This window comes from Paenibacillus dendritiformis, from assembly GCF_015845845.1.
GTDB lineage: Bacteria > Bacillota > Bacilli > Paenibacillales > Paenibacillaceae > Paenibacillus_B > Paenibacillus_B dendritiformis_C.
The window spans coordinates 1-26038 of sequence record NZ_LDIG01000283.1 but is presented as its reverse complement, the minus strand read 5'-3'; the positions used below and the strand labels follow the sequence as shown (position 1 = coordinate 26038).

18 protein-coding genes, 8 tRNA genes and 1 pseudogene are annotated in these 26038 nt (G+C 48.6%); 6 read left to right on the top strand and 21 right to left on the bottom strand.

What is annotated here, in order from left to right; genetic code table 11:
• The 5 genes from ABD76_RS27820 to ABD76_RS27800 all read left to right on the top strand — a co-directional run.
• On the top strand, positions 1–346 hold a 346-nt coding region (locus tag ABD76_RS27820), incomplete at its 5' end, for an ATP-binding protein (RefSeq protein WP_197260122.1).
• Positions 347–366: 20 nt separating this feature from the next.
• Positions 367–1185: a glycosyltransferase family 2 protein gene (locus tag ABD76_RS27815; RefSeq protein WP_197260121.1), complete on the top strand. Its 819-nt coding sequence runs from the start codon at positions 367–369 to the stop codon at positions 1183–1185.
• Positions 1182–1682, top strand: a complete 501-nt coding sequence (locus tag ABD76_RS27810) for a hypothetical protein (RefSeq protein WP_197260120.1) — start codon at positions 1182–1184, stop codon at positions 1680–1682. The genes ABD76_RS27815 and ABD76_RS27810 overlap by 4 nt, the downstream gene beginning before the upstream one ends.
• Positions 1683–1697: 15 nt before the next feature.
• Positions 1698–2612 carry a glycosyltransferase family 2 protein gene (locus tag ABD76_RS27805; protein WP_197260119.1) on the top strand — a complete coding sequence of 305 codons (915 nt, stop codon included), beginning with the start codon at positions 1698–1700 and terminating at the stop codon, positions 2610–2612.
• A gap of 179 nt (positions 2613–2791) precedes the next feature.
• The gene (locus ABD76_RS27800; protein ID WP_197260118.1) at positions 2792–3748 is read left to right on the top strand and encodes a glycosyltransferase family 2 protein; all 957 of its coding nucleotides are present in this window, start codon (positions 2792–2794) and stop codon (positions 3746–3748) included.
• 349 nt (positions 3749–4097) lie between these two features.
• On the opposite strand, the gene ABD76_RS27795 is transcribed toward ABD76_RS27800, so the two are convergent.
• The 21 genes from ABD76_RS27795 to ABD76_RS27695 form a co-directional block, all read right to left on the bottom strand.
• Entirely contained in the window at positions 4098–6728 is a 2631-nt protein-coding gene (locus tag ABD76_RS27795) for a pPIWI_RE module domain-containing protein (protein ID WP_197260117.1), read from the bottom strand.
• Positions 6715–9810, bottom strand: coding sequence for a pPIWI_RE_Z domain-containing protein (locus ABD76_RS27790; RefSeq protein WP_197260116.1), 3096 nt, complete (start codon positions 9808–9810; stop codon positions 6715–6717). The genes ABD76_RS27795 and ABD76_RS27790 overlap by 14 nt, the downstream gene beginning before the upstream one ends.
• A complete protein-coding gene (locus ABD76_RS27785; RefSeq protein ID WP_197260115.1) occupies positions 9807–10883 on the bottom strand; it encodes a restriction endonuclease-related protein in 1077 nt (358 codons plus the stop codon). Before ABD76_RS27785 ends, ABD76_RS27790 begins: the two co-directional genes overlap by 4 nt.
• 302 nt (positions 10884–11185) lie before the next feature.
• Positions 11186–11251, bottom strand: a complete 66-nt coding sequence (locus tag ABD76_RS31135) for a zinc ribbon domain-containing protein (protein WP_197260123.1) — start codon at positions 11249–11251, stop codon at positions 11186–11188.
• A 269-nt stretch (positions 11252–11520) separates the two neighbouring features.
• Positions 11521–13356 (bottom strand): glutamine--fructose-6-phosphate transaminase (isomerizing), encoded by a 1836-nt coding sequence (gene glmS, locus ABD76_RS27775; RefSeq protein ID WP_197260114.1) that lies wholly within the window; start codon positions 13354–13356, stop codon positions 11521–11523.
• Positions 13357–14141: 785 nt separating this feature from the next.
• On the bottom strand, positions 14142–15494 hold the full coding sequence (gene glmM, locus ABD76_RS27770) for a phosphoglucosamine mutase (protein WP_197260113.1): 1353 nt from the start codon (positions 15492–15494) through the stop codon (positions 14142–14144).
• A gap of 113 nt (positions 15495–15607) precedes the next feature.
• Positions 15608–17032 (bottom strand): CdaR family protein, encoded by a 1425-nt coding sequence (locus tag ABD76_RS27765; RefSeq protein WP_197260112.1) that lies wholly within the window; start codon positions 17030–17032, stop codon positions 15608–15610.
• The gene (cdaA, locus tag ABD76_RS27760; protein ID WP_197260111.1) at positions 17025–17849 is read right to left on the bottom strand and encodes a diadenylate cyclase CdaA; all 825 of its coding nucleotides are present in this window, start codon (positions 17847–17849) and stop codon (positions 17025–17027) included. The genes ABD76_RS27765 and cdaA overlap by 8 nt, the downstream gene beginning before the upstream one ends.
• A gap of 170 nt (positions 17850–18019) precedes the next feature.
• The gene (locus ABD76_RS27755) at positions 18020–18637 is read right to left on the bottom strand and encodes a zf-HC2 domain-containing protein (RefSeq protein ID WP_197260110.1); all 618 of its coding nucleotides are present in this window, start codon (positions 18635–18637) and stop codon (positions 18020–18022) included.
• A gap of 150 nt (positions 18638–18787) precedes the next feature.
• A complete protein-coding gene (gene sigW, locus ABD76_RS27750) occupies positions 18788–19354 on the bottom strand; it encodes an RNA polymerase sigma factor SigW (RefSeq protein ID WP_197260109.1) in 567 nt (188 codons plus the stop codon).
• A 371-nt stretch (positions 19355–19725) separates the two neighbouring features.
• A complete protein-coding gene (ppc, locus tag ABD76_RS27745; protein WP_197260108.1) occupies positions 19726–22518 on the bottom strand; it encodes a phosphoenolpyruvate carboxylase in 2793 nt (930 codons plus the stop codon).
• 217 nt (positions 22519–22735) lie between these two features.
• Positions 22736–22809: transfer RNA gene (locus tag ABD76_RS27740), tRNA-Gly, on the bottom strand.
• 7 nt (positions 22810–22816) lie between these two features.
• A tRNA-Pro gene (locus ABD76_RS27735) sits at positions 22817–22893 on the bottom strand.
• Positions 22894–22914: 21 nt separating this feature from the next.
• Positions 22915–22991, bottom strand: a tRNA-Arg gene (locus tag ABD76_RS27730).
• A 6-nt stretch (positions 22992–22997) separates the two neighbouring features.
• A tRNA-Gly gene (locus ABD76_RS27725) sits at positions 22998–23072 on the bottom strand.
• Positions 23073–23313: 241 nt separating this feature from the next.
• Positions 23314–23387: transfer RNA gene (locus ABD76_RS27720), tRNA-Gly, on the bottom strand.
• Between the two features lie 7 nt (positions 23388–23394).
• Positions 23395–23471 (bottom strand) — tRNA-Pro (locus ABD76_RS27715).
• Between the two features lie 21 nt (positions 23472–23492).
• Positions 23493–23569 (bottom strand) — tRNA-Arg (locus ABD76_RS27710).
• An 8-nt stretch (positions 23570–23577) separates the two neighbouring features.
• Positions 23578–23652, bottom strand: a tRNA-Gly gene (locus ABD76_RS27705).
• A gap of 93 nt (positions 23653–23745) precedes the next feature.
• On the bottom strand, positions 23746–24531 hold the full coding sequence (locus ABD76_RS27700; RefSeq protein ID WP_197260107.1) for an IucA/IucC family C-terminal-domain containing protein: 786 nt from the start codon (positions 24529–24531) through the stop codon (positions 23746–23748).
• Positions 24532–25045: 514 nt separating this feature from the next.
• On the bottom strand, positions 25046–25372 hold the full coding sequence (locus ABD76_RS27695; RefSeq protein WP_197260106.1) for a hypothetical protein: 327 nt from the start codon (positions 25370–25372) through the stop codon (positions 25046–25048).
• 455 nt (positions 25373–25827) lie between these two features.
• Here ABD76_RS27695 and ABD76_RS27690 point away from each other — a divergent pair.
• A pseudogene (locus ABD76_RS27690) lies at positions 25828–26038 on the top strand (IS1380 family transposase); the annotation flags it as partial.

The following is a 26038-nucleotide window of genomic DNA, read 5'->3' as shown; positions in this document are numbered from 1 at the left end:
GGCTTCCGACCTGGTCGCAATTCTGCAGGAGAAGTTCGCGGCAGGCACGGTGAGCCGGTTCCGGGAGAAACTGAGAAAGGTAGACCTACTTATCCTGGATGAAGTCGGATATGTGCCCTTTAGCCAGACGGGGGCGGAACTACTGTTCAATGTAATTGCGGATTGCTATGAAAGGCAAAGTGTTATTGTGACGTCTAACTTGGAATTCGGCCAGTGGACCTCCATCTTTGGGGATACCAAGCTTACATCTGCGCTGGTCGACCGCTTGGTGCACCATGCACATATTCTTTCGTTTACAGGCGAGAGCTTCCGTTTCAAACAAGCTATGGAACGAATCCCGTTGTAAGCTTTGAGGTGGCAAGTGCCTTGGCACTTTTGGCTGCAAAATTGAGCATTTTTCACTTGCAAAAAACATGTTTGGACAGCATCATGACTCAGCCCTTTGATGATTACGAGATCGTTTTGGTCAATAACAACTCTACTGACGGGAGCGATGCCATCTGCAGAGAATACGCGGCGCATCATAAGCAGATACGATATTACGCGCTGACCGGTGAGCCGGTTCTCGGCAAGGCAATCATGTACGGCACCAAAAAAGCGCGGGGGCAATATATACATTATGTAGATGGCGACGATATGTTGGTTCCGGGCGCATATGGCGAAATCGTGAATATTTTACGAAGCCATGCTCCCGATGTGCTTTTTGGGCGGTTCAGTACAGTTTTAGAGGAAAGTGTCATCAATTTTACGGACAAATCTTTTCTAACCGAACGCATTAACGGACGCAGTAAGGATCAAGCCCTTGAATATCTGACCGAAGCACAGCCGTTTAATGTAGCAACGTGGCGGCTGATTTTTGCACGAAAATTACGGGAGTATTATAATGCGTCCGTAAAACGTTTAAAGACACCAGCCAATATTTATCATGATGTCTACGTATCTATCCGTACTTTGTTATCGGCACGATCGGTATACTACGTTGACACGCTGGTTTACTTGTACCGTGTGCGTTCGTCATCGATCTCAAGGATAACGGCGTCCAAGGGTGTTTCGGAGTGCTGCAAGCTTTTGCTCTCTTTGGCATGGTTGATGCGATACGCGACAAAAACGGAACAAGAGCGCGGCTTTGTCCGCGTCTATATGGAGCAATTTCGTTACCAACTCGTACCGCATTATGCACCGTGAGCGATGAGCAAATAACCGAAATCGCCGCCGAGATAGATGCATGTTTGAAGCAAAAAGATTGGATAGGTACGGTCACGACCTTGGAAGACTCCGGCTGTTCTGTAATGGATACGCTGGTATCAGAGGGCGCGGCGGCGGGCCTTGCCCGTGTGCGGGTACAATGCTTTAACATCGTTGAGCAAATAGCGAAGAGGGTTTTAGCAAAGGGAGGGGATATATATCTTGCTCCGACCGGCCATATTGGTTTATATTTGAAAACTGCTTTTGAGGCAAGCGGACTTTCTTTTTCCGGTTTTTTTGATAACGATGTACAAAAAAACGGAATGTTAGCTGATGGAATTCCTGTTCGCCTCCCTGCCGCTGTAACGGAGATAGCTGGTGACAAGCCCCTAACGATCCTGATTGTATCGGGATACCAAAATGTGCGGGAAGAACTCAGAAGACAGTTTCTCGCGCTTGGTATTGACGAAAGCGATTTGCTTATCGTCGAATTATAACAGCAGGAGGTGCCTATGCCGTCTATTAGCGTTATCTTGCTTACATACAACCGTGAGCAGTATCTGCCAGTCATGCTGGACTCCTTGCGGAATCAGACATTCGATGATTATGAGCTGATTCTGGTCAACAATGGTTCAACCGACGGTACGGCGGAGCTCTGTGCGGCTTACGCGGAAGCGGATGCGCGGGTACAACTAGTAACAATTCCGCAAAACATCGGTGCATCGTTTGGACGCAACAGCGGTCTTGCTGCCGCTACGGGCGAATATGTTTTATTTGTAGATGACGATGACCGGTGCGAGCCAACAATGCTCTCGTTTCTTCCCGATCTTGCACGCGAAGAGAATGCCGATATTGCCATATGCGGTAGCTATAACGATTTCGGGGACAGGCTGGAGCCATGCTTTATTGGCAATGGGCGGTTCGTTTTTGACCGATTGCAAGGATTAAGAGAGTTATTGAAGCGTCGGCTTTACAACACTGCGCCGCCGACCAAGCTCTTTCGGCGCAGTTTGTGGGCGGGCCTGTCCTTCCCGGACAATGTGCTGGTGGACGACATTCACGTTATCTACAAGGTATTTGAGCGGGCGCGGCGAATAGCCGTATGGAATATCGCGATGTATTATTTCAGGAAACACTCGTCCAACATGACGGCGTTTATACACAACAAGCAGATGACACCGGAGTTGCTTGATGAGTATTTGGCGATGTATCACACGCGGGCAAAATATCTCTCCACACGTGCACCGGAAATTGCCCAAGATATTGAAAAATCGTTGCTCGCTTTTATGCAAAGCATGTGTGAGAACATCACATCGAACCGCCTTACAGGCTGTGAGAAGCAACTAAAATATATGACGAATTACTTAGCTGATAAGAGGGAGCAATACAATGTGGTGGCCAGAAAAGATACGAATTATCCCTATTGATAGAACCAGCGCCTGTACACTGGCCTGTTCAAATTGTGCACGCTTTTGCGGGAACCACAAGAAGCCGTTCGGTATGGACGAAGCAACATTCTGTATCAACGCACATAATCTATAGAAGCTGGGAAAAATCCCGCGAATGCATGAAACTATTTTTAAATGCTTAGGGGATGAATTGCTGCTTGAAAAAGTGTATTTTCTACACATACGCTTATAATGCGGAAAAAACGATAGCGCGCGCGATTGAAAGCGTTCTCGCCCAGACGGAGCAGAACTGGGTCTGGTATTTGCTGGATAATGCCGCGACAGACGGAACAGGCAAAATCATAACACAATATGCGTCCAAAGACTCGCGTATTATTGCGCTTAGAAACAAGCAGAATCATGTTCATGAAAAGGGTAACAGTTGGACAGAAATCATTGAGAATTACGATGATTCCGATTATCTCTGTTTTCTCGACGCCGACGATGAATACAAACCGAACTTCTTGACGAACATGGTACGGTTTATATCGAATTACGATCTCGATGTCGTCGCTTGTGGACATGATTTTATCGATGAGACGAACAAAAATCTGATTGCTATTCGCAAATTGGATCAAAGCCTCATATTAGATACACCAGATATGTTCAACACCTATTTTCCTGCGTATCATCAGTTTATGAGGACTGTATGGTGCAAACTTTACAAAGTGTCGGTTTTACGCAGATTTGATTTTTCACGTATGCCAAGTATACACTACGGATATGATACCCTGTTTGCCATTGAAAATTTTCGTAATGCCAGCCGTGTCGGCATCCTTGCAGACTCCTTACACAAATACTATGTTTATCCGCAATCTTCCTCGCATCAGTTGGACCCTACCCGTATTACTTGCGACCGTATACTTGACGATACAGCACGTGCGTTTCTGATTGACAAGTGCGGAGCAATCAGCCCGCAGAACAACCGGTTTCTTCAGCTTGTCTACTATAACGGAATAATCGACACAGTAACCGTTCTATTTCGCGCATCCTTGTCGAACCATGCAAAACTGCAAAACCTGTATGACTTATTAACCCACAAAAAAACCAAGGAATTGTCCAACAGAGCGATATTCCTAATGATGAGCTTGATTTACTGCGCACTCCAGTTGTAGAATGGCTTCTCGCACAAAAAAACACCGAACGCTGGGCAGCGCTGAAATGACCAGCGAAATACTTATAGCCCTCTATCCGCACTTATCTGAATTCAAAAAAGAAGCGCTGAAGTATTTATTGTTGAAAATGCCGGATATGATCCCATATGTTCTACGAAAAGATTACAATCGCATTATTGAGCGTTTTCAATATTAGTATAAGAAGCGTAATGTAGACAAACTCAGTGTCTCCGAAAAAACACAGTAGCCACCCGCATAGCGGGTGGTTTTTTGTTTCGTGCGTTTCACGCACTCAACGGGCTAAAAAATGCCCTCTCATTCCTGAGGGGCATTGATTGCTTGTTTTAGTTTACATAACGGGAATTTCATCAGACTCTTCTACTACTTCGACCTCTTCATCAAACCCATCGTCAAAAAACTCTTCATTCCCTGTAAGATACTTAGACAAAATATGCAGTACCTTAATCGGGTACGGATCAACGGTATGGGTGTCAAAGGTCAAACCCACTCTTCGCAATTGATCGACCAAGTTTGCCAGTTCATCACGTTCGTTTTCGTCCAGCGGACCTAAAGGAATACATTCAACTGCCCGTTGTTGCAGTAAAAGTTTAGACGGACTAGTAAACTTTATATCCGTTACAAGTGAACCTTTCCAAGCACTCGGTCTTCCCCCTACTCCATAATAGATTCCCAGAGGATCTTTAAAAATACCACTTTCTTTTTTAGGCGTATCTTCATTTGCCGGATCAAAAATACGATATTGAGGTACATCCTGAGTCGTATTAATTCGAATAAACTTGATTCGAGATTCATTCGCCAAACGTTCATTTAAATAAGGGACGACATCATATTGTATACGGGGATTTTGAAGAACATCCAACCATCCTTTTCTTAGCTGCGCATTCATCATGACCACAATCGGTCTATCGTCTCGATCCAACTCGTTCTCAATCACTTGCGTGACAAATGCTTTAAAAACAGCACTGCTATTATTCTTGTATTTATTTGGCTGTTTAAGCATCTTTGCACGATGTAAATGGAAAGGTGCATCTCCTAGCGGTATCCAAGTGTCAGCACCCAACATTTTGATCACAACCTCTGTTCCATCCATTTTAGAAACAACAGGCAAGTAGTCCTTATCAGCCTTGAGTACATGGAAAGACAGAATTAATTTGTCTTCCTCAAGTTTGGTCACATTATGACTTAGAAAACCAGCATCGTTCAATAAGTCCAGGAGTGCATTCACCATGCGTCCCGTATCCGTATTACTTCCAGTATCTTCATCGCCTTCTACGACAATCTCATCAGAAACATCTCTTTGGTTAGTAAGTGGTTCAATAAATTGGGATAAACGACCGGACTGCTTCATAGCATCTCTGATCGCTGTTTTCGGATCTGCCCCCTCGCGCCACGAATCTTTTCCGTTTAATTCAATTAACGCAAGTGTCTTTTTATCACGGTGAGTTGAATATATGGCCAGTTTCCTTTTCATTTGTTCTACCAGTTTGGTGTATGCAATGTCTGCCGTATAGGTTCCTATCTCCAGCTCATGTACAATACCTTCTGGATCTCGATGTATAAATTCCACGGTAACTTCTTTGTTGCTGTTAAGTTCGTACATAGAGTCTGAAATTTGGCGCTTAAAAATAACAACACCTGCTTCTTTTTTTGAGACTGTATCAATAAATTTTAGAGGAGTAGTATAGGCCTGCTTCATCGCTGCAAACATCTCTTTACTGCTATACACTTCAATAATAATATCTTGAGCCTTATGGCAAACGATCGGAAGACGTTTGTTGTTCATCTTATTTCTAGGCATTCCTACAATAGGTTGTAACGGCTTAATATCGTATGCAGCAAGCACCTCTTTAAAGGCATTGAATAACCCTCTTTTTTCCGATATACCTAATCCAGCTTTAACCCAGTTACCTGCATTTCTAAATGAGTTATGATTTACGACCCAGGCCGTAATCCCCCCTTTTCCCTCCAAATAAGCAATGGGTTGAGTCAGCAGCATATCAGCTTCAAAACTTCCCCCATACAATATATCCCAATACAGATTATCCAATGCATCCTTCCAGCGTGTAAAAGTCTCCTTGTTTTTATCCCAAAATCGTTCAAATTGAAGCTGCGAAAAAGACTTTGTATGTTGATCAAGTTCTGGGTTTTGCACAGACACAAGTACCGAACAAGCATGATTGTCTTTTAGATAACATACTAACTCCTTTGCTTTCTTATCCATCTTTATTTTGGAGTCCTTTACATATCTTCGTCTCCCCACAGAAACGGATAGTAACATTCTGTCCGCATCTCCACCTCGATTTTGCAGACTCACTCTTAGGGCATAAGAAAATGGATCATGCTTGCTAGACTTCATGTACGGCTCGGTTACACACTCATGCTTGCCATTAAAAATAGTATGATAAAATTGAAATTCCTTAATGATTCCCTGACCTAATTCTACTTTTCTAGGTTCAGCACAAAATTTAAGGGCAGCAAACGCTGGCAACCACTGATATTTATCGATAATCTTTTGAGTTGGGTCTGTAGGTATCTCGCCAAAACGGGTCGTAATCCAGGACAATTCAACCTTCTTCAAATCTTCAGGCAACTCAGAGACTGTACATTTCTTGGCGGAAGCCAACCAGCCCAAGGTTAATCTTTTTATAAGTGACTCCGATATTTTCTCCGTTGCTACAATCCACGGCAAATCAGTCTCAACAAATTTGTAGTCCAGTGCCACATTAATGATCTCCGGAAAAATGCTTTGCAGTTTTTTCCCTAACGGCTTAACTTTAAATGCAAGCTTATAATCATTCGAACTTTTTCCTTGTCGGGCTGAACTTTGCTCTGAATAAGTCTGATCCTTCAAATAGTTACGCCAGCTTGGCGGCATATACATCAAATGAACAACCTCATCATAAAATGCTTCCTCTTTGACTTCTAATTCAAATAACTGCATCAATCTAAGGTTCTTCAATGTCTTCATCCTCCATATCCATATGTTGAATAGCTTTCATAAACGGACCATATAAACTTTGGAATAAGACGTCATTTCTGTGTTTATCCATCATGTTCTTCCATACTTCGAGCATAGAAAGTCCTTTCTGCTGACCAGCCGGTCTGGCGCCGAACTTGGCATCACAGAAAAAGACCCTGGCATCCCTGCCACCCCGAAGTAAGCGGCCAATCATCTGCCAAACAGGGACAAAGGTGTACCAGCCCATCATCTCCCGTTCATCGTCAGTAAGCAAAGACCAATAATCCGGCTTTTGGTACATGCTCTCTAACTTGCCACTACTCATCTGTCGCAAATTATTAATGGCTCTATCGTAATGAAGACCTTTCTTCTGAATTTTCTTCATATATTGAGGCAGATGTGCATGCAAGATCTGAACCAAGTAATTCAGATCATTTGGCACCGGATAAGGCCTTACCAAAAAGTACACACTGCCAAACAAGGCCCCACCTTCCTGATCAAGGATGTTATATCCCCTTCCCACAGACAACAGAGGAACTATCAATACCTCTGCCGACTGCTGATGAAAAGTTTCAATCAGGCTTCTCGTAAGTTCATCTTCCTTAAGTTCCGAGTCCCTGCCAAGTGCTTTGTATCGGCATGCCCAAACGGGATCCTCTGAGAATACTTGTCGTATCGTTTCGACATCATCATAAGAATTAACGACCAGTAGAACGCGACGCGATTCCCCCTGCCGTTTCCAGTAACTTAGTTCATAATTCACATCTGATTTTAATTGTCTAACCATACCCGATAGGTTTTCACTCTTGTATTCAGGATCACGTACTCCTGAAATTTCATAGAACTCTCCACGTGTCATATTGAGAATAGGTTTATAATAAAGCTGGATTTGGGAACTTTGTCGACCGGCTCTCAACAGCCAATCTGAAGAGGTCTCCAAATCATAATGCGCTGAATCAGGTGCATAGCTTGTCCCCGATAGGAAGACAACTGCAGGTCCTTCTTTTCCATCACTAATTTGATATAATTGATGCCACTCTTTCAATAATATTCTTCCGATCGCCGTGTATTCGATCAGCTTGAATTTACCTGAATTTTCACCATCAGACAGATCATACTTATAACCAAGCGTAATTCCCGTCATGGCTTCTTTCATAAATGCTTCGTAATCCTTCTGCATAGTAAAGAGCGGTGAAAAATCAATCGATAAACCTAATTTGACCTGTATCATTGGAAATGCCGTCAAGATATATTTGATATTCTCTTCCGCCCGGCACAGGTAGACGAAGAACTCCAACTGAGCGTATAAGAGTTGTTTGTTCACTCTTGGTTTTACTTGCCCCTTTACCTTGGAGACAAGCTTATCAATCCACTCCTGTTTTCGTTCCGCGCTGTCCGTGTCTACAAGCTCATTCGCAATACCCGATAGCCGCTTGTCCTTATATGGATCGGAGGCATATTCCAATAACCAATTAAAGATCCGTTTGTTCTCCTTCTGATTGGTGGATAATTTCTCACTTAGCGTTCCGGCTAGTCCCGTTACACGGATGAGATTTCTACGTATATTATTTCTTAATGTAGCTGAATCGTTTAGCTTCGCGTATATCCGCCAGACCATGTGCTCCAACATTCGCAAGCGGTCGTTCCATTCAATGATGGCTGAATCCCCAGCATATTGACCATACTCGCCATTTGTGAGCTGGCTCGAATCGAATCTTAGTTTTTCAAAAATATCCTCTGTAGAACCAAACACATTGTACTCCGTTAAAAAGGCTTCATCGAACTGCTTCTGCACCTGATCCGCCTCATCTACAAATATGACATCCAGTAGGTCATACATTGCTTCAAATATCGTCCTGGAGTACGAATCAATGATTTCCGGAATACGTGTCTTCAACACACTGGAGGCTGTAGTTACCCACACTTCAGCATTCTGTAAATCCGAAAAGTCTCGATATATCCCGCATTTATGGGCAAGTGGACAAACAACTGCACTATCATTTTGGCGCAACTGTAAACACGGATACGCTTTATTGCGTTCGTAATCCTTGGCTAATGCTTTGATCAAGCACACATCAGATATATGCATAAGTGATTCGTGCTGCTCGTCTTGCCAATCATTGATGCTCTGAATTCGATTCATATTAGCGAAAAGATAATTTTGCTGATGCTTGCTTCTTCCCGTTCTACCGATGACAGGGACTGCATGAATGCCAAGACGCCGAAGCTCTTTAACCCGTTCGAGGACCTGAGCCACACTTCCTTCGATAAAACCAACTTTGGCACCTGTCTTCTTCACCAATCGGAAAGTTTCCAATATCATAAAGGTCGATTTCCCTGCGCCTAATCCACCACCAATATGAACATTCCCTTTATATATCAATTCCGGTTGCTTACCTTTTATAGATTCGAGAATGACCGTTTTTGCTCGGCTCTGCCACATCGTCCCTCCATTCTGACAACCGTCCATCTCTTCAGCAATCTTGGATCCGTTGTAAGGTAACGAAAGTGAGCGGATCGTTTTGGAACGATAAGCTGGAAAGGGTGTTGAAGGATTTTTCAATAATGCATCCGATATTTTGCCGTTAAAAGTAATGGATTCACCACCACGGATTCTACGCTTGTAACTAAATTGACCTGCACTGGCAAATGTTTTTGTACTTCGTTTTCTAGGAATATGCTGCTGTAGAATGCGATTATAGATGGTCAATCGATCTGCCCTGAACTTTGGCGAGATTCGTTCAGCTGTCCCTTCTTCCGTGATATCATATAACCGGCAGCCACGGTACAATTCAGAATATCGGCTTATCCTTCTGGATAGCACCTTTTTATGGCGATATTCGGGAAAAAGAATTCGCATGCGTGTAATGAGCTCTATCTGTGTCAGATCAGGCAGGAAGGGTTCGTTGTAACCTACTAAAAGTGACCATGCCTGATCGACTCTTAATTTCGGATCAATCCTTTGGCAGCCAGTCATTAATAGCTCCATACTTATTAATATATCAATATCATGTTTACTAAGCTTTAACGACTCAAACTCCTTGGCGATATCCTCGGACAACTCCCAATACGTCTTCCTCACATGAACACCTCCTGAAGCGTTTGTTCCACTTCATTTTCCATAACAATTTGAATACAGTGCCGCGCTGTCTCATTCAAATACATTTGTGCCCTTTTTCGATATTCGCGGAACAATAGGTTCCGATATTGCGGAACGACAATCACACAATGCTCCTTATACTTTTCAAGGTAAGAAGCATCTTGCTCATTAAAAAAGCTCGCCAGTGTCCGCGGATCTTTAAAATCCTTAACATCCAGAAAAAAATCCCTGCCTGCTTGTTTGACACAAAGATCAAATTGATCAACGTTCGGATACATTTCTACTTCGTATCCCTTTTTTCGCAAACGCTCAGCTAAACGAAGCTCCGAGATTCCTGGCAGCAAAACAAAACGCTGAATGCCGGGATTCAGACGAAATACCCGTTGATTGCCGAATTCAAAAGACGCTAGAATCTCCATATCCGCAAGCGAATGACAAATATTTTCCTTGTTGCAGCGCCACCGATCATGTTTGTATTCCATCGTCCAGCCACAATGTGGGCATATTCGGAAATTAGTCAGTTCCTGTGTAATTTCCTGATAACAATGTCTGATCAACTTAATAAGTTCAGAGTCCTGAAAGTTTTCAACAAAATCATTAAGTTCACGAGCAGAGATTACTGCATGTTGTTTTTCGGATAGAAACGTACGGATGGCAGTATATTCATCTCGCAGTTGCCTGCCATCCTCCCTGCAGTACTTCAGAATGTCGTACATGTTCTGCTGCTCTGCATCCTGCGGAGAAATATAGCGATTCATAAACTCATCCGTATCGGCAACTAAACCGATTTCTTCTTCAAGTAAGGGGGCATGTTCTGGGTAGTCGTTCTCGAGGTTCGGGATACCCCATTCACGTGAGGGCTTATGAAGAATTTGCACGAACTGATAAAGATCCACCGGAGGATTAGGGTTACCTTCGGCAGATAGTTGGATAAACCTAAGCATCCCCGTATACAATTCGTCTGGAATTACACCGAAATTATCCTGCCATTTCTGGATGCCTGTAATCAAGTAAAAGAGCATGACCTGCCGCTTGTCTTTGTCCACATCAGCCATATGATCACCATTCCTTATTACAGAAGATAAATATAGGATACAATATTGGAGTACCTATAGATTGTCAGCGAATATACGTTCTTGTAGTATATAAGTTGAACCATTGAACTTTCATAACAGAAGGTTTTACCTATCCCTGTCGAATTTAGTTAAGGAACCTAGTATCCCTACAAAATAAAAACATCCGTTCGTTTATTTGATTATAAACGAACGGATGAAAAAATTCCATTTTTAAACACTTTTCGAATTGTCATACCACCAGACTCCATAAAATAAGTTTTAGACTGACCAGCCTTACCTTATCAACCGAAAAAGAAATCAAGAACATTCGAACCAGCCGAAGATTCTTTATTGTAAAATTCGGAAATTTCATCAACAGCTTCGCTCTACAGTATATTAAACTCTTCTGCCCGTTAGCTGGAACTGATCGTAAGGGTACAGGAATCGCCTGAGCGAACGCAAGAGCAAGGCCTGAGTAACCCGCCCCTGCCCCAATAAGAAAAGCCGAGCAAATGTCAGGAAATCAATCCTGCATCTACTCGACTCTGATACGACTTTTAATTGCTCAATACGACTTTAATTTGCTGGCAAACGACTTTATTTGCATTGCACAATAACTCCCCGCCATATCTACCCTTTACTCCACTGTCACGCTCTTCGCCAAGTTCCGCGGCTTGTCGACGTCATTGCCGCGGGCCAGGCTCGCGTAATACGCGATAAGCTGCAGCGGCACGACCGCGAGGGCCGGCGTGAGCAGCGGCAGCGTAGCCGGGACGACAAAGGTGCCGTCGACCGCCTTCTGCAGCGCCGGGGCGTTCGCTTCGTCGGTGACCGCGAAGACGACTCCGCCGCGAGCCTTCACTTCCTTGATGTTGCTCACCGTCTTCTCCAGGAGCGCAGACTGGGTCGCAAGCGCGATGACAGGCACGCCTTCTTCAATCAGGGCCAGCGTACCGTGCTTCAATTCCCCGGCCGCATAGGCCTCGGAATGAATGTACGAGATCTCCTTCAGCTTGAGCGAGCCTTCGAGCGCAACAGCATAATCGAGGCCGCGTCCGATGAAGAACAGATGCTCATGCCGGGCCATCTCCTCGGCCACCCGCTTCAGCTCGCCAGCCTGCTCCAGGATGCGCTCGACCTGCTCAGGCAAGGCCTGCATCGCGGCAAGCTGCTCCCGGATCCAAGCTTGGTCCTTCGTGCCCAGCGTCTGGGCGGCGTACAAGCTGAACAGCATGAAGGCAATCAGCTGCGACGTGTACGCCTTCGTCGAAGCGACCGCAATCTCCGGTCCGGCCCACGTAATGATCGTGTCATCCGCTTCGCGGGCGACCGAGCTGCCGACCGCATTCGTAATGGCCAGCACCGCGGCGCCGCAGCGCTTGGCTTCGCGCAGAGCGGCAAGCGTATCGGCCGTCTCTCCCGACTGGCTTACCACGATGACCAGCGTCTCCGGGGTAATAATCGGCGAGCGGTACCGATACTCCGACGCGACATCCGTCTCGACCGGAATGCCCGTGCACTGCTCGATGAGCGTCCGTCCAACCAGACCCGCATGATAAGCGGTGCCGCAAGCGACAATGTGTATATTGCGAATGCTCCGCAGCTTCTCTGCGCTGAGCGCGTTCAGCTCCGGCAGCTTGATGCCGCTGCGGTTCTCTGTAATTCTTCCGCGCATCGTGTCCCGATACGCCTTGGGCTGCTCATGAATTTCTTTGAGCATGAAATGGTCATATCCGCCTTTTTCTGCAGTGACCGCGTCCCAATCGACAACAATCATTTCCCGAGAAATAAAATTCCCCTCAAGTGTCATCAATTCGACAGCGTCCCGGGTAAGGACCGCCATCTCTCCGTCATTCAAAATATAGACTCGACGCGTATACTGTAAAATTGCCGGTATATCCGACCCGATAAAATTCTCTCCATCGCCGATGCCGATGACAAGCGGGCTGGCAAAGCGCACCGCGACCAGCTTATCCGGCTCGTATTCCGTCAACACGGCCAACGCGAAAGCGCCGCGCATATGGGAAGTCGCTCGCTGGACCGCCTTGACGATGTCGCCATCGTACTCCCGGGCAATCAGGTGGGAGATCACTTCCGTATCCGTATCGGACACGAAATGAACCCCTTGCGCGATCAGCTCCTCCTTCAGTTCCATATAGTTCTCCACAATCCCGTTATGGACGACGGAGAACTTCCGCGAAGCATCCGTATGCGGATGAGAATTCTCATCCGAAGGCTTCCCGTGCGTCGCCCAACGCGTATGCCCGATGCCGACGTTCCCCTCCAGCGGCTTCGCTTCCAGCCGGGAAGCGAGCACCGCCAGGCGGCCTTGGGCCTTGCTGACCTGCAGCCCATCCGGGGTAAATACGGCAATGCCGGCCGAATCATAGCCCCGGTACTCCAGCTTGCTCAATCCATCCAACAATACAGCTTGAGAATTTCTTGCACCGATATATCCGACAATACCACACATCCTAAACCAACCTCCGTTATGCCGGCGTAAGCGAAGGACGCCGCACACGGAAGCCATGCTGCCTGCAACAACGCATCGATGCATGGCATTAGGGCCTGCCCCCCCTGTCCAGGAACGAACGTCCTGCCAAAGGGGAACCGCAGTTCGTGATATTCAGTTGTGCAAGGAATGAGCGATGCACAGCAGCATGTCCGGAAAAATTATCCGAATCCGATGTGCGCGTCCATTCATGAGCCAGCCCATTTCGTATATATTTTCGTTCCTATAAATTCGATAATCATCCTGTCAACGTAAGCAGACGTTGTCCGGCAAGTCGCCTTGCCGCTTTCCGTCCTGCCATTGCGGTGCCGTTGGCGCACCGGGAGGTCCCCGCCGAACAATTCCGAACACCTCCACCTCGTCCACTTGTCCAGCATGCCGAACGCTGGTGCCAAGTGCTGGCGCTTATGATGCAGTTTCCTGCGAAATGCCGCTGCCCTCACTTTCCTTATTGAATCGTGTACCGTGCATGCTTCCGTTCGGCAAACTCTTCGAATCGCGCGAGCGATCTCCAGAGTCTTACCGACTGGAACACAATCTACTTTGTATTCCGCGCATGCTTGTCGACTCCGTGCGTCAGCCGGCTACTGCTGTGATGTCGTGAAGCCCGGCAAGCTGTCCCTCCATCCTGCCACAGCGGAATCTGCTCTTATTATATTCATGTTGCATCCTGTTGGCAACCGGTCTCCCGGCAACTTAGGACAAAAGCCGCCCATCCGCTCGACACGGACAGACGGCTTGCTCCCCTAGTTCGATACGCTCAATTCCTGTGAGATGACGTCTGCAATCTGCTTCACATATCCTTCGACAACGTCGACTTCCGGGCCTTCGGCCATGACGCGAATGAGCGATTCCGTCCCCGACGGACGCACCAGCACGCGGCCGTTGTCCCCCAACTCCCGCTCCACCGAAGCAATCGCTTCTTCGATAGCCGGATTGTCTTTGTACTTGCTCTTATCCTCAACCCGCACGTTCACGAGCACCTGCGGGAACTTGCGCATCACTTGCCGGGCTTCGTCCAGCTTCTTGCCGCTGCCCTTCAGCGTGTCGACCAATTGAATGCCGGTCAGCATGCCGTCGCCTGTCGTATTGTAGTCCAGGAAGATAACGTGGCCGGATTGCTCCCCGCCCAGGTTATAGTCCCCGCGGCGCATTTCTTCCATCACGTAGCGATCCCCGACCGCTGTTTTCGCCGTGTTCAGCCCAAGACGGTCTGCGGCCTTGAAGAAGCCGATATTGCTCATGACGGTCGTCACGATCGTATCCTGCTTCAAGCGGCCTTCCTTCTTCATCGCCTCGCCGCAGATGAGCAGCACGAAGTCGCCGTCCACTTCTTCTCCCGCTCCATCGATGGCAATCAGCCGATCGGCATCTCCGTCGAAGGCCAATCCGAGATCGGCTCCTTGCTTCACGACCTCCCGCTTCAAATGCTCCGGATGAGTCGATCCGCACTCGGCATTGATATTCAAGCCATTCGGCTCGGCGCCAATCGCAATAACCTCGGCGCCCAGATCGCGGAATAGGCGGGGAGCCAGTTCATACGCCGCTCCATTCGCGCAGTCCAGCACGATTTTCAGGCCGTCGAACCGATGCTTCACCGTTGATTTCAAATATTCGACATAACGCCATTTCGCTTCCGTGTCGGCAGTGACCGTCCCGAGATCGCGGCCAATCGGACGAGGAAGCTCGTCGATCGCCGCATCCATCAGGCGCTCGATCTCCAGTTCAGTCTCGTCCAGCAGCTTGAAGCCGTCACGGCCGAAGAACTTGATTCCATTATCCTCCACCGGATTATGGGAAGCGGAGATCATGACGCCTGCATCCGCCCCCAGCTCTCGTGTAAGATAGGCGACAGCCGGCGTCGTGACAACGCCGAGCTGGATCACGTCCGCGCCAATGGACAGCAGCCCGGCGGTCAGCGAGGCCTCCAGCATGCGTCCCGATACCCGGGTGTCCATGCCGATAACCACCTTAGGCTTTGTAGCTGCCTTTCCTGTTAATACATAACCGCCGCAGCGGCCGATTTTATAAGCAAGCTCCGCAGTAAGCTCCGTATTGGCTATACCGCGTACGCCATCTGTACCGAAATATTTCCCCATTACAACCTGCTCTCCTTCATTCCGCTGCATGCATCCGCCGCGCCAGGCGGGCCGGATGGGATGGCAGCTCCTCGATTACTTGTTATATATCGTTCACATGCTGATTATATTCGTTATTCCTGAGTGAGCGTGTCGTCGCCGGGATCGGTGGAAGTCTGTTCTTCCGGCGTCTGATCTTCCTCATGGCTCGAGCCGTTCGGCTCGGTTGGTTCTGTAGCTGGGTGATTCCCTTCCGTAGCGCCGTGCGTTCCGTTATCCGGATCGCCGCCGCCTTCCGGAACGGGATTTGTCGTGGCGGGCTCCCCCTTATCCCGAATCTCGACAGTTACCGTGAGCGGAGTCTGTTCCGCTCGTCTTACGAAGCGGGGCAGATTCACCTGAACGTTGATCGTATGCGTGCCGGCCGGCAAATCATTCACGTTCGCGATAAGCTGAACATCGCCGGCGGTCATGTCATCGATCAGGTTCGGCGCACCGACGACGGCGACATCGAGCTTGCGGGTAGCCGGTTCCACAATGGATGTCTCCAGTCGGTCATTCTCCCCGGTGAGCGTAATCGGAACACCGGTAATCACCTTTTGCTTCACGGCGGATACGACGACATCCACCGTGATCTCACTCGGTTCTATTTTCTCAATGTTCGGCGGCGGCGTCAATGTTACGTTCAGCTTATATTGTCCGGCCTGGTCGATTTGCTTCAGATTCACTTGAACCCCGTCGAAAAATTCAATCTTGTTCAATACTTCCTGAGGACCATACAGCGTAATCTGGTTGACGCTCGGCACCAGCGAAGAGACGGCCAGCCCGTTCGGAAGCTGTCCGACCAGATCCAATTGAAGCGGAACAGTCTTGAACGGCTTCGTGATCGGAACTTCAATCTCGACGACCGAAGGGGTGATGACCGCATCCTCGATTTCTTGCCCGCGGTCATTATAGGCCGTTAGCTTCACGCGCTTGGCGATGACCGACTCGTTGGCCCCCTCGATATTGACGGCGGCGGAGACAGCGGCCACCTCCGTCATCCGCGACGCCGGCAGCGTCACATGAACCCGGTTCGACGGGGATATAATCGGCGTCCCCGGCTTATATCCTTGGGCGGCCGCTCCCTCGGTGCGAACCTGAATCTCGAACTCCTTCGTCTGCACATCCTCCAGCTCGACCGTGACGCCCGACGGCTCCATCGCCTGAAGCTCGATGCCCGGAGGGAAATCATGCTGGAGCTGAACGACGTGCTTGCCCGGTCCATAGCCCGTCAAATCCAGAATCACCTTATAGTTTTCCGGCAGCGCAGCAGCGATCGTCGTTCGCTTCCCGCGCACTTGAATCCGCACCGAATCCGGCGCAATCGACTTGATTACATGCTGCTTCGTATCCAGGCCGACGGTACGCACCTGGACATTGTCAATCCATCGCGTCTCCATAAGCGGAGGAACCGAGACACTTGCCGGATCATCCTTATGTACGACGATGAACAGCAGCACCCCGATGAGGAGCGCGATAATCTTGGCGGATGTGTTGTTCATTAACCATTTATCCATGATGCTCACCTTTTCGTTTCCAGAACAAGCGGCGTTCCTTTTTGGCAGGCGGCTTCAATTCCTCGAACAGCTTCGAGATGAGCGACTCTTCCTTGATGTCCCGGACCACTTGCCCGTTCATCGCCAGAGAGACCTGCCCCGTCTCCTCCGAAACGATCACGGAGATGGCATCGCTCACCTCGCTGATTCCGATCGCCGCGCGGTGTCTCGTCCCGAGCTCTTTGCTGATGAACGGATTTTCCGATAATGGCAAATAACAGGCGGCTGCCGCGATCTGGGTGCCGCGCACGATGACCGAGCCGTCATGCAGCGGCGTATTCGGAACGAAAATATTAATCAGCAGTTCGGAGCTAAGCCTCGATTCCATGGCAATGCCCGACTCGGTATATTCATTGAGCCCCGTTGTGCGCTCAAAGACGATGAGCGCCCCGATCTTCCGCCGGGACATATAATTCACGGCCTTAATCAGTTCCCCGATGATGCGAGCCGTTTCGTCCTCGTCGACGGCGGTGCGGCGCCCCAATATTTTCCCTCGGCCCAACTGCTCCAGCGCGCGCCGCATCTCCGGCTGGAAAATGATGACCAGCGCCAGCACCCCGAAGGTGAACATCTGATTCATTAACCATTTCAGCGTATATAGATTAAACCATGTACTGACCGCCCAGATGATGACGAGGACAAAAATCCCCTTCAACAACTGGATGGCGCGAGTGCCACGGATAAGGACAAGCAACTGGTATATAATATAGCTTACGACCAAAATATCAATAACATCCTTGAGCATGTTCGGCCACGTCATGTCCGTAAAATAATTCATGCTGGTACCCCCAACATTCCCTGATAAAATCATTCATCTACAGCGTTCTCTCATGAACTTAACTATATACTTTTCTCCGCCATGACGCAAAACTCCTGTCTGAACCAAAAAACTCTCCTACAGACATCGCAGGAGAGCTTGATATCGGTCTAGAGGCCGGGCGTTCCCCATCAAGGGGTATCCGGCCTTGTACCGAACAAACTAGTAATTTGGTACCATATCCAGCTGATGGCTTCGTCGATCTGGTGAACCGAGCCCGAAATATTGGCGGTGGATGCCTGGAACAGCTTCCCGTCGATGACGGTGACGTCTCCCTTCACCTTGCCGTACACTTCGGCTGCGCCATTGCGAATCGTCAGATCCCCGGCAACTTCCTTGTCTGGAGGCACAATAACGACGTTGTTCTCAATGACAACGCCATTCAAATTCGAGCCTTTCACGACGAGCTGTTTATCTGAATTCCACATACTGAGCCAACTGGTCATCATCACCAAAACAAAGACGGCCGCCACCGTAATTGCAGGATGCCGCTTCACCCATACCGAAAAGGCGCTGCGCTGCTTCGGCTTCGGAATGATACTCATTATGCGGTCGGTGAGATCCTCGGATACGGGCTGCAAACGATGATTGAACCCGTACAGCAGACGGTCCGTCTGCTCCAACTCACGGAATCGCTCATGGCAAGCCGGGCACCCAAGCATATGCATTTTCAGTTCCACCGCACATTCTCGGTCCAAATCGTCATCCAGAAGATCATGCATCAATGAGACGGCTTGTTTGCAATCCATTTGAGCCAGTCCTTTCTTGAAGTCTCATAAAATAACCCGCAAATGCGAAATTCTCTATCCGGCCGGAAGAGAAGTCGGACATTTGCCGGTCTCCTATACGTTACGCTGCAGCAAGCGAATAGTTTCAAACAAATAACTTGTTATTAATTCCTATAATTTCCGTTCCAGCTTTTTGCGCAAAAATTCCCTGCCCCGGTGCACGCGCGTTTTGATTGTCGTGACCGGCATATCCAGCACATCGCTGATTTCCTGCAGGGACATATCCTGCAAATACCGGAGCACCATGACCGATTTATATTTGGACGGCAGGCTATTAATCGCTTCCTGCACCATCCGCTGCGTCTCGCTGACAATCAAATACGATTCCGGCGTCCGGTCGTCGCTTGGAATCATCGCATATCTGTCCACGCCCTCTTGCTCCGTCATCTCGGCGTCGAGAGAATAGTTCGGCTTCCGCTTGCGGAGCCGATCGATGCACAAGTTTGTCCCGATGCGGTAGATCCACGTGGAGAACTTCTGATTCTCGTCATAGCGGTCCAGATTGCGGTATACGCGCAAAAAGGTATCCTGCACCACGTCCTCCGCCTCATGCCGATTATTCAGCATGCGGTAGGCCAGGTGATAGATCTTATCTTTATATAACTCGACAATCTCGGCGAAAGCCCGTGTGTCACCTTTGCGGGCCAATCTCGCGAGCCGTTTCTCCAATGTATTCACGGTCTCCCTCCATCCTCACTGCCCGTTAATGCCGATGTCTACAATCATTGCGGTACAATGACAATGCCGGACATCGCAAGCAGGAATCCGAACCTATGGAGCACCGTCCCCTGTACTCTGTCCATCCGTCCACTTATCACGCTGCACGACGGCCGTCGAATCTATGCGTGGCTCACAGGCATTATACCCACTTCCACGCTTCAAGGCCCGTCTCCCCGGCACACGATTCCTTTCTGTCTCGTTGAACCTGTCCTGCGTCTACACAGGAAAAGTCGAGTCTTGAATATTCAAGACTCGACTGCATCGTCGCTTGCTTCCTATGCTGGTCGAATCGACGAATCCTATATACGGTGATTCCTACTTGTCAGCCATCAACCTGTATTCCGAAGTCCCGCCGCAATGCCATTGATGGTCAATAGCACCTCACGCAGCAGAATCGGATTGTCATTGCCCGCTTCACGCAGTTCACGCAATTCGGATACGAGACCAACCTGCATATAGCTGAGCGGATCCACATACGGATTGCGGAGCCGGATCGATTCCTGAATGACCGGGACATTGTCGAGAATTTCCTGCTGCCCCGTAATCTTGAGAATCAAATCCGACGTTAACTTATACTCTTCTTCAATCAGGCGGAAGATGCGTTCCCGCACGGCGTCATCCTTCACCATGCCGGAATACTCCTTGGCGATGACCAAGTCGGCCTTGGCCAAGGCCATCTGCAGGCTGTCGATCATCGACCGGAAGAAGGAATAATGGCGGTACATGTCGCGCATCACGGCCAGATTCTCTTCCTTGCCCTGATAGAAGCTCTGCAGACCTGTTCCTGCCGCATACCACGCCGGCAGCAGATATCGGCTCTGCGTCCACGCAAACACCCATGGTATGGCACGCAAATCCTCAAACCGGTCGCTGTTCTTCCGCTTCGAAGGCCGGGAGCCGATGTTCAGCTCGCCGACTTCAGGCAGCGGCGTCGATTCTTTGAAGTAAGTCAGGAAATCCGGATCCCGGAAAATCAAATCCTGATATTTCTTCAACGACGTCTGGGAAATGCTCTCCATCAGCTCTTTCCACTTGGATTCGTACAAATCCGTATGGTCTGTCCGTGCCAGCATAGCGGCTTGAATGAGCGCAGAGGTCGCTTGCTCCAGACTGCGGTAAGCAATGCCCTGCATCGCATAACGGGAGGACAGAACCTCGCCCTGCTCCGTAATCTTGATGCCGCCCCCGATCGTGTGCGGCGGCTGGGCAAGAATGCTCCGGTTCAGCGGCATTCCCCCGCGGCCGAGCGCTCCGCCCCGTCCATGGAAGAACTTAATTTTAACATTATAGTTTTGAGCCATTGCTGTCAATTCCTTCAGCGCCATCCGCAGCTCCCAGTTGGCGGTAAATACGCCTCCGTCCTTGTTGCTGTCGGAGTACCCCAGCATAATCTCCTGGACCTCGTTCATCGCGGTGACGGCGCTCCGGTAAATCGGAAGGTCGAACAACCGCTTCATGATGCCTGGCGCTGCATGGAGGTCGTCAATCGTCTCGAACAGCGGAACGGCTTGAAGCGTGCAGTGAACCTTGCCGTTCGCTTCCTGACGGAATAAGCCGACTTCCTTGGCAAGCAGCATCACCTCCAGCACATCGCTGGCCGCTTCCGCCATGCTGATCAAATAGCTGGTGATGCATTTCTCGCCGAACTCCTTCTGGGCGCGCTGAATCGTACGGTAGACGTCCAGACACTCCCGGGTCGACTCGCTGTACTCTATATAAGACGACACCAATGGTCTTGGGTCCTGCAAAAGTTTATGAAGCAAATCGATTTTTTCTTCCTCGCTGAGCGCGCCGTAATTATCGACAATCTTCATGTTGGCCAAAATCTCGGTCATGGCGCTCTCATGCTCTTTGCTGTGCTGGCGAATATCCAGCGCGGCCATATAGAAGCCGAACAATTCGACTTGGCGAATCAGCTTCGTGACAAGCGTATCGGCTACATAATCCGCATAGTGATGGCGAAGACTGCGATCAATGATGCGCAGATCCTCTACGAATTCTACAGGATCGCGGTAACGCGCAGAAGTGTCTCGCGTAGACTCGTCCATCATATTGTTCAATCGCTCGAACATATAGATTAACTTGATGCGATACGGTTCTTTTTCATTATTCCAAACTTCGGCCCGCTTCAACGGGACATTCTCGCGATCGGCCGCAATCGACTGCAGCAGTTCATCGGATACTTGTACAATGCTGGTGCTGAAGCTCAGACTGCGGAACAATTCCTTCAGCCGTTCTTCGTATTTCCGAATCGCAAGCTTGCGGTGCATTTGCAGCGTCTGCCACGTTACTTCAGCAGTGACGGACGGATTGCCGTCCCGGTCTCCACCGATCCAGGAACCGAACCGAAGATAAGTCGGCACATGCCAGCTCTGCGTCGGATAATATTTATCAAGGCAACGTTCCAGCTCCTGATATACCTCAGGCAGAACATCGAATAACGTCTCATTGAAGTAATACAGTCCATTGCGGACTTCATCCAATACCGTCGGCTTCCGATCCCGGAGTTCATCCGTCTGCCACAGCGTAATGACTTCGTTCAACAGCTTGTCGCGCAGCTGCTCCCGCTCCCGGTACGTCAGCGTCGGATTATCAAGCAGCATCATGTCTTCCGCAATCCGCTTATGAATGTCGAGAATCGCGCGGCGCATGGCCTCGGTTGGATGGGCGGTCATGACAAGCTCCAGCGAGATGCTGTCCAGAATCTCGCGCAATTCCTCTTCCGAGCAATTGCGTTCCTTTAATTCCAGAATGACGCTCTCGATCGAGCCCGGCTGGACCGTCTCCCCGGCGGAACGTTCATAATCGCGCTTGCGCCGGATGCGGTGATTCTGTTCCGCGATATTCACCAACTGAAAATAAATCGCAAAAGCACGTATCACTTGATGCCGGATATCTGGGTTCAACGTATTGATCAGTTGTTTGAACTCTTCGTATAATTCTGGCAGAAATACAGCTCGCAACGATTTGCTTATTTCCCGAATCTTCTCCACAATGTCAAGCAGCTCGTTCCCGCCCTGATGGACAAGCACTTCACCGAGGATATTACCCAGAAAACGAACGTCCCTCCGCAACAAGTTGTTGGAGTTCGCTTTGCTCCCGGTTAACGTAAGGTCTGTCATTCGTCTCCCCCTATCTCTCCAATCCTGTTCCAACGGATTTTGGCTTTCCTAACATCATACTACAAAATAACTCGAAAATCTTTACTTTATTATGAAAAAATCGGACGTTACCTATGCGCATCCTCTCATTAGTTCGGAAGTTCGCATTTGGAAATAAAAAAAGGACCTCTCATCGAAGGTCCGTTCGGTGCGAAATATGTATGGCATGTAATATTAGTGGAGCGGGTGATGGGAATCGAACCCACGCTACCAGCTTGGAAGGCTGGAGTTCTACCATTGAACTACACCCGCAAAGAAATGGTCGGGACGACACGATTTGAACATGCGACCCCCTGGTCCCAAACCAGGTGCTCTACCAAGCTGAGCTACGTCCCGATGCGTATCCATTTGTTAAAGTGGCGCGCCCTGAGAGATTCGAACTCCCGACCTTTTGATTCGTAGTCAAACGCTCTATCCGGCTGAGCTAAGGGCGCATATTCTGGAGCGGACAACGGGATTCGAACCCGCGACCCTCGCCTTGGCAAGGCGATACTCTACCACTGAGCTATGTCCGCATTATTTTACAACATTAATTATTATACCACAACTTGCGTTGAATTTCAACAAGTGTTGAACGTCCGCTTCCGGCATCAAGAAGATAATGGAGCGGGTGATGGGAATACTCAACATGCTCCGATTCGGACTGCCTGCGGCAGGCCTGGCGGTTCATGTTGACGCGCGTCCTGATTCAGCACTGCTTCGATGCCTGCACGGACGGTCGAACCCTAGGGTTCGCTTCCCGCAGAATGCAGATGATGGAGCGGGTGATGGGAATCGAACCCACGCTACCAGCTTGGAAGGCTGGAGTTCTACCATTGAACTACACCCGCAAAGAAATGGTCGGGACGACACGATTTGAACATGCGACCCCCTGGTCCCAAACCAGGTGCTCTACCAAGCTGAGCTACGTCCCGATGCGTATCCATTTGTTAAAGTGGCGCGCCCTGAGAGATTCGAACTCCCGACCTTTTGATTCGTAGTCAAACGCTCTATCCGGCTGAGCTAAGGGCGCATTTATTCTGGAGCGGACAACGGGATTCGAACCCGCGACCCTCGCCTTGGCAAGGCGATACTCTACCACTGAGCTATGTCCGCATCTTGTCTCTCCATCAAGTTTTATCAGAAGCGACAAGTAATAATATATCATAAAACAATTATAATTGCAACATGAAATTTATAATTTTTTGTTTAGTGATACATTCTGCAAATATCGGCCCGCTCCTGCTCTGTAACATGCGGACAGGTCGTGCAATGAACCCCTTGGTCGCTTCGGAACTTAAGGCAGCAGACTTCGCGAATCCTCAACGTATTGCCCTTCTGTGCAGGATGCGGGATAACCGTGTAGCTGAATGCCAACGGATTGGCCCCGTATTGGCCGTATAAGGCGCCTGCTGCCTCGCGCAATACCCAGTTCCTATCTTCCTGCAAAAGCCGCTCCTGCGTCGTTGTCTGCGCCTCTGCAGCCCAAAGATCGTAATAATACTCAAGCACGTTCGCAACATTGGCCCAGAGCACTTTTATTGGAATGCCGCATACCTGGTTCATCAGGTGAAATAATCGGTTAAAATGTTCCTTGAACAAAAGCTGTATCTGCCGATCCCGCGCAAGCTGTCTGCCTTTCCCCATATCGGGCTCAAGCTCTGGCTCTCCTACGATATGGATATCTCCAGATGCGTCGAGTATAAGGGCAAAGGACCATTTGGCCGGATCAAGCAATCGTCCCAACCTGGAAAAAGCATGCATTGCTCCCCCGGCGAGAGGATGCGCATACCGCTTTATAAAGAGCGAAGCAGCCACCTTGTCGTCCGAACAGCGGTACAGGCGCTTCGCCTCCGGCAGCAGACGGCGGATTCCTGCTTCGGTGAGCAGCTCCTCCTTCGATAAAGCGAGTCGTCCAGAGTCAGCCGCACGCTCCCAGTCAGGGAGAGGGCGAATACGGAACGTATCCCAGCATGGCCGCAGTTCTCGAGACATCCATTCCCCTCCTGACATTCCATCTTGATCGGTTTTTCTCCTTTAAACAGCAATAAACCCTTGCCCGACAAGGGCTCCATGATTCGGGTGAGCGTGGAGGAGCTTGAACCTCCACGGTTGCCCGGAAAATCCTAGGTCAGGCGGACTTTCCTTGTGTTTTCTTAAAGTTCTGATCTACATTATTTTTCCACATATTAACAAAAAAAGGTTTTGTTTTAGCCTGTTTCCCTCTGTTCTTAGAAACATGTTAGGGTTTCGTTAGCTTTCTTTATGACATCAAAAACATGTTTTTTTAATTATAATGTCACGTCTAAAAATTATGCAATGCAAAGATTGCGGGATGTTTCCCCTGCTTACTTACTAATGTGGATGACAGTGCAGATAAAATTTTACAAGAAAGGTACGTGGGTACACAGTAAAATAATTTGAAGCAGAGCAATTTAAAAAGAGCCGTGGGATTCTTTCCTCAACGGCTCGTTATTATTTCACATTTTCTTCATCAGCGACTGACTTATTATACGATGTTTTTTACAGTAACTCTGTATGCCGCAACTTCGTTGTCGTTTTTATCATAGAACCTGATAATAGTAGTCCCTGTCCCACGGGCATCAATATAGCCCATTGTGACTATTGCGACCCTAGGGTTTTCGTTTTTGTGATACGAATAATTTTTATTCACTTTATAACTTTGTCCAATACCTAAAGTTATATTCTGAATCTTAGCAGCCATCGTATATGTAGATTGCGGGGTAGTTGTTGCTGTTGGTGCTGCATGAATAGATGTACCTAATACAGTCATTAAACTAATCGACAACAAACCGATTTTAAACAACTTATTCACGCCAAGTCCTCCCCTATTTTGAGATTTCGTATTATCTTGTAATGGTGACCTTACCATCTCTGTCTCTGCCACTCTGCGAATGTGACGTTTAGTTTTTCTTCCGACTTTTTTTCTCTAAAGCTTTTTATAACAGGCTATTTACGTCGCCTCATTGGCTAGGCAAGCTAACCAAAATCATAGATGCGCTCAAAATAATCCAGTCAATCCCGATTAATTTGGCCCAAATATCACCTCCTTGAAATATCTATATTCTGTATGTAATTATAAATACCACCGAATTCATGCAACTATATTCATGAATGTATAAGGTGTAGTTAATCAAAAAAGAACTGACTTTTACCTGAATCCGTGAAATGAAATCATAGAAAAGTTAGAAAATGAGCCGCCGGTAAAGTAAAATAAGGAAAAAGGGAAGAATTCCCGTATTTCTTTAACTCACCCCGGAGGTGCCATTGATGAAACCCGTACGTTTTCAACTGGATCAGTCCGTGGAGATGCTGACCGCTCATTCCGGTCTTGCCCTCATTGGCTTGCTCCTTTCCCATACCCAGATTGCCAAGCGCTTGACTCGTTCCTCGCTTCCCGGTGTACATCAACCCACGGTCACTCACCCGGATGTGGTCTACGCGTACCTGGGGCTACTTTGTCAAGGGAAAAGTGACTTTG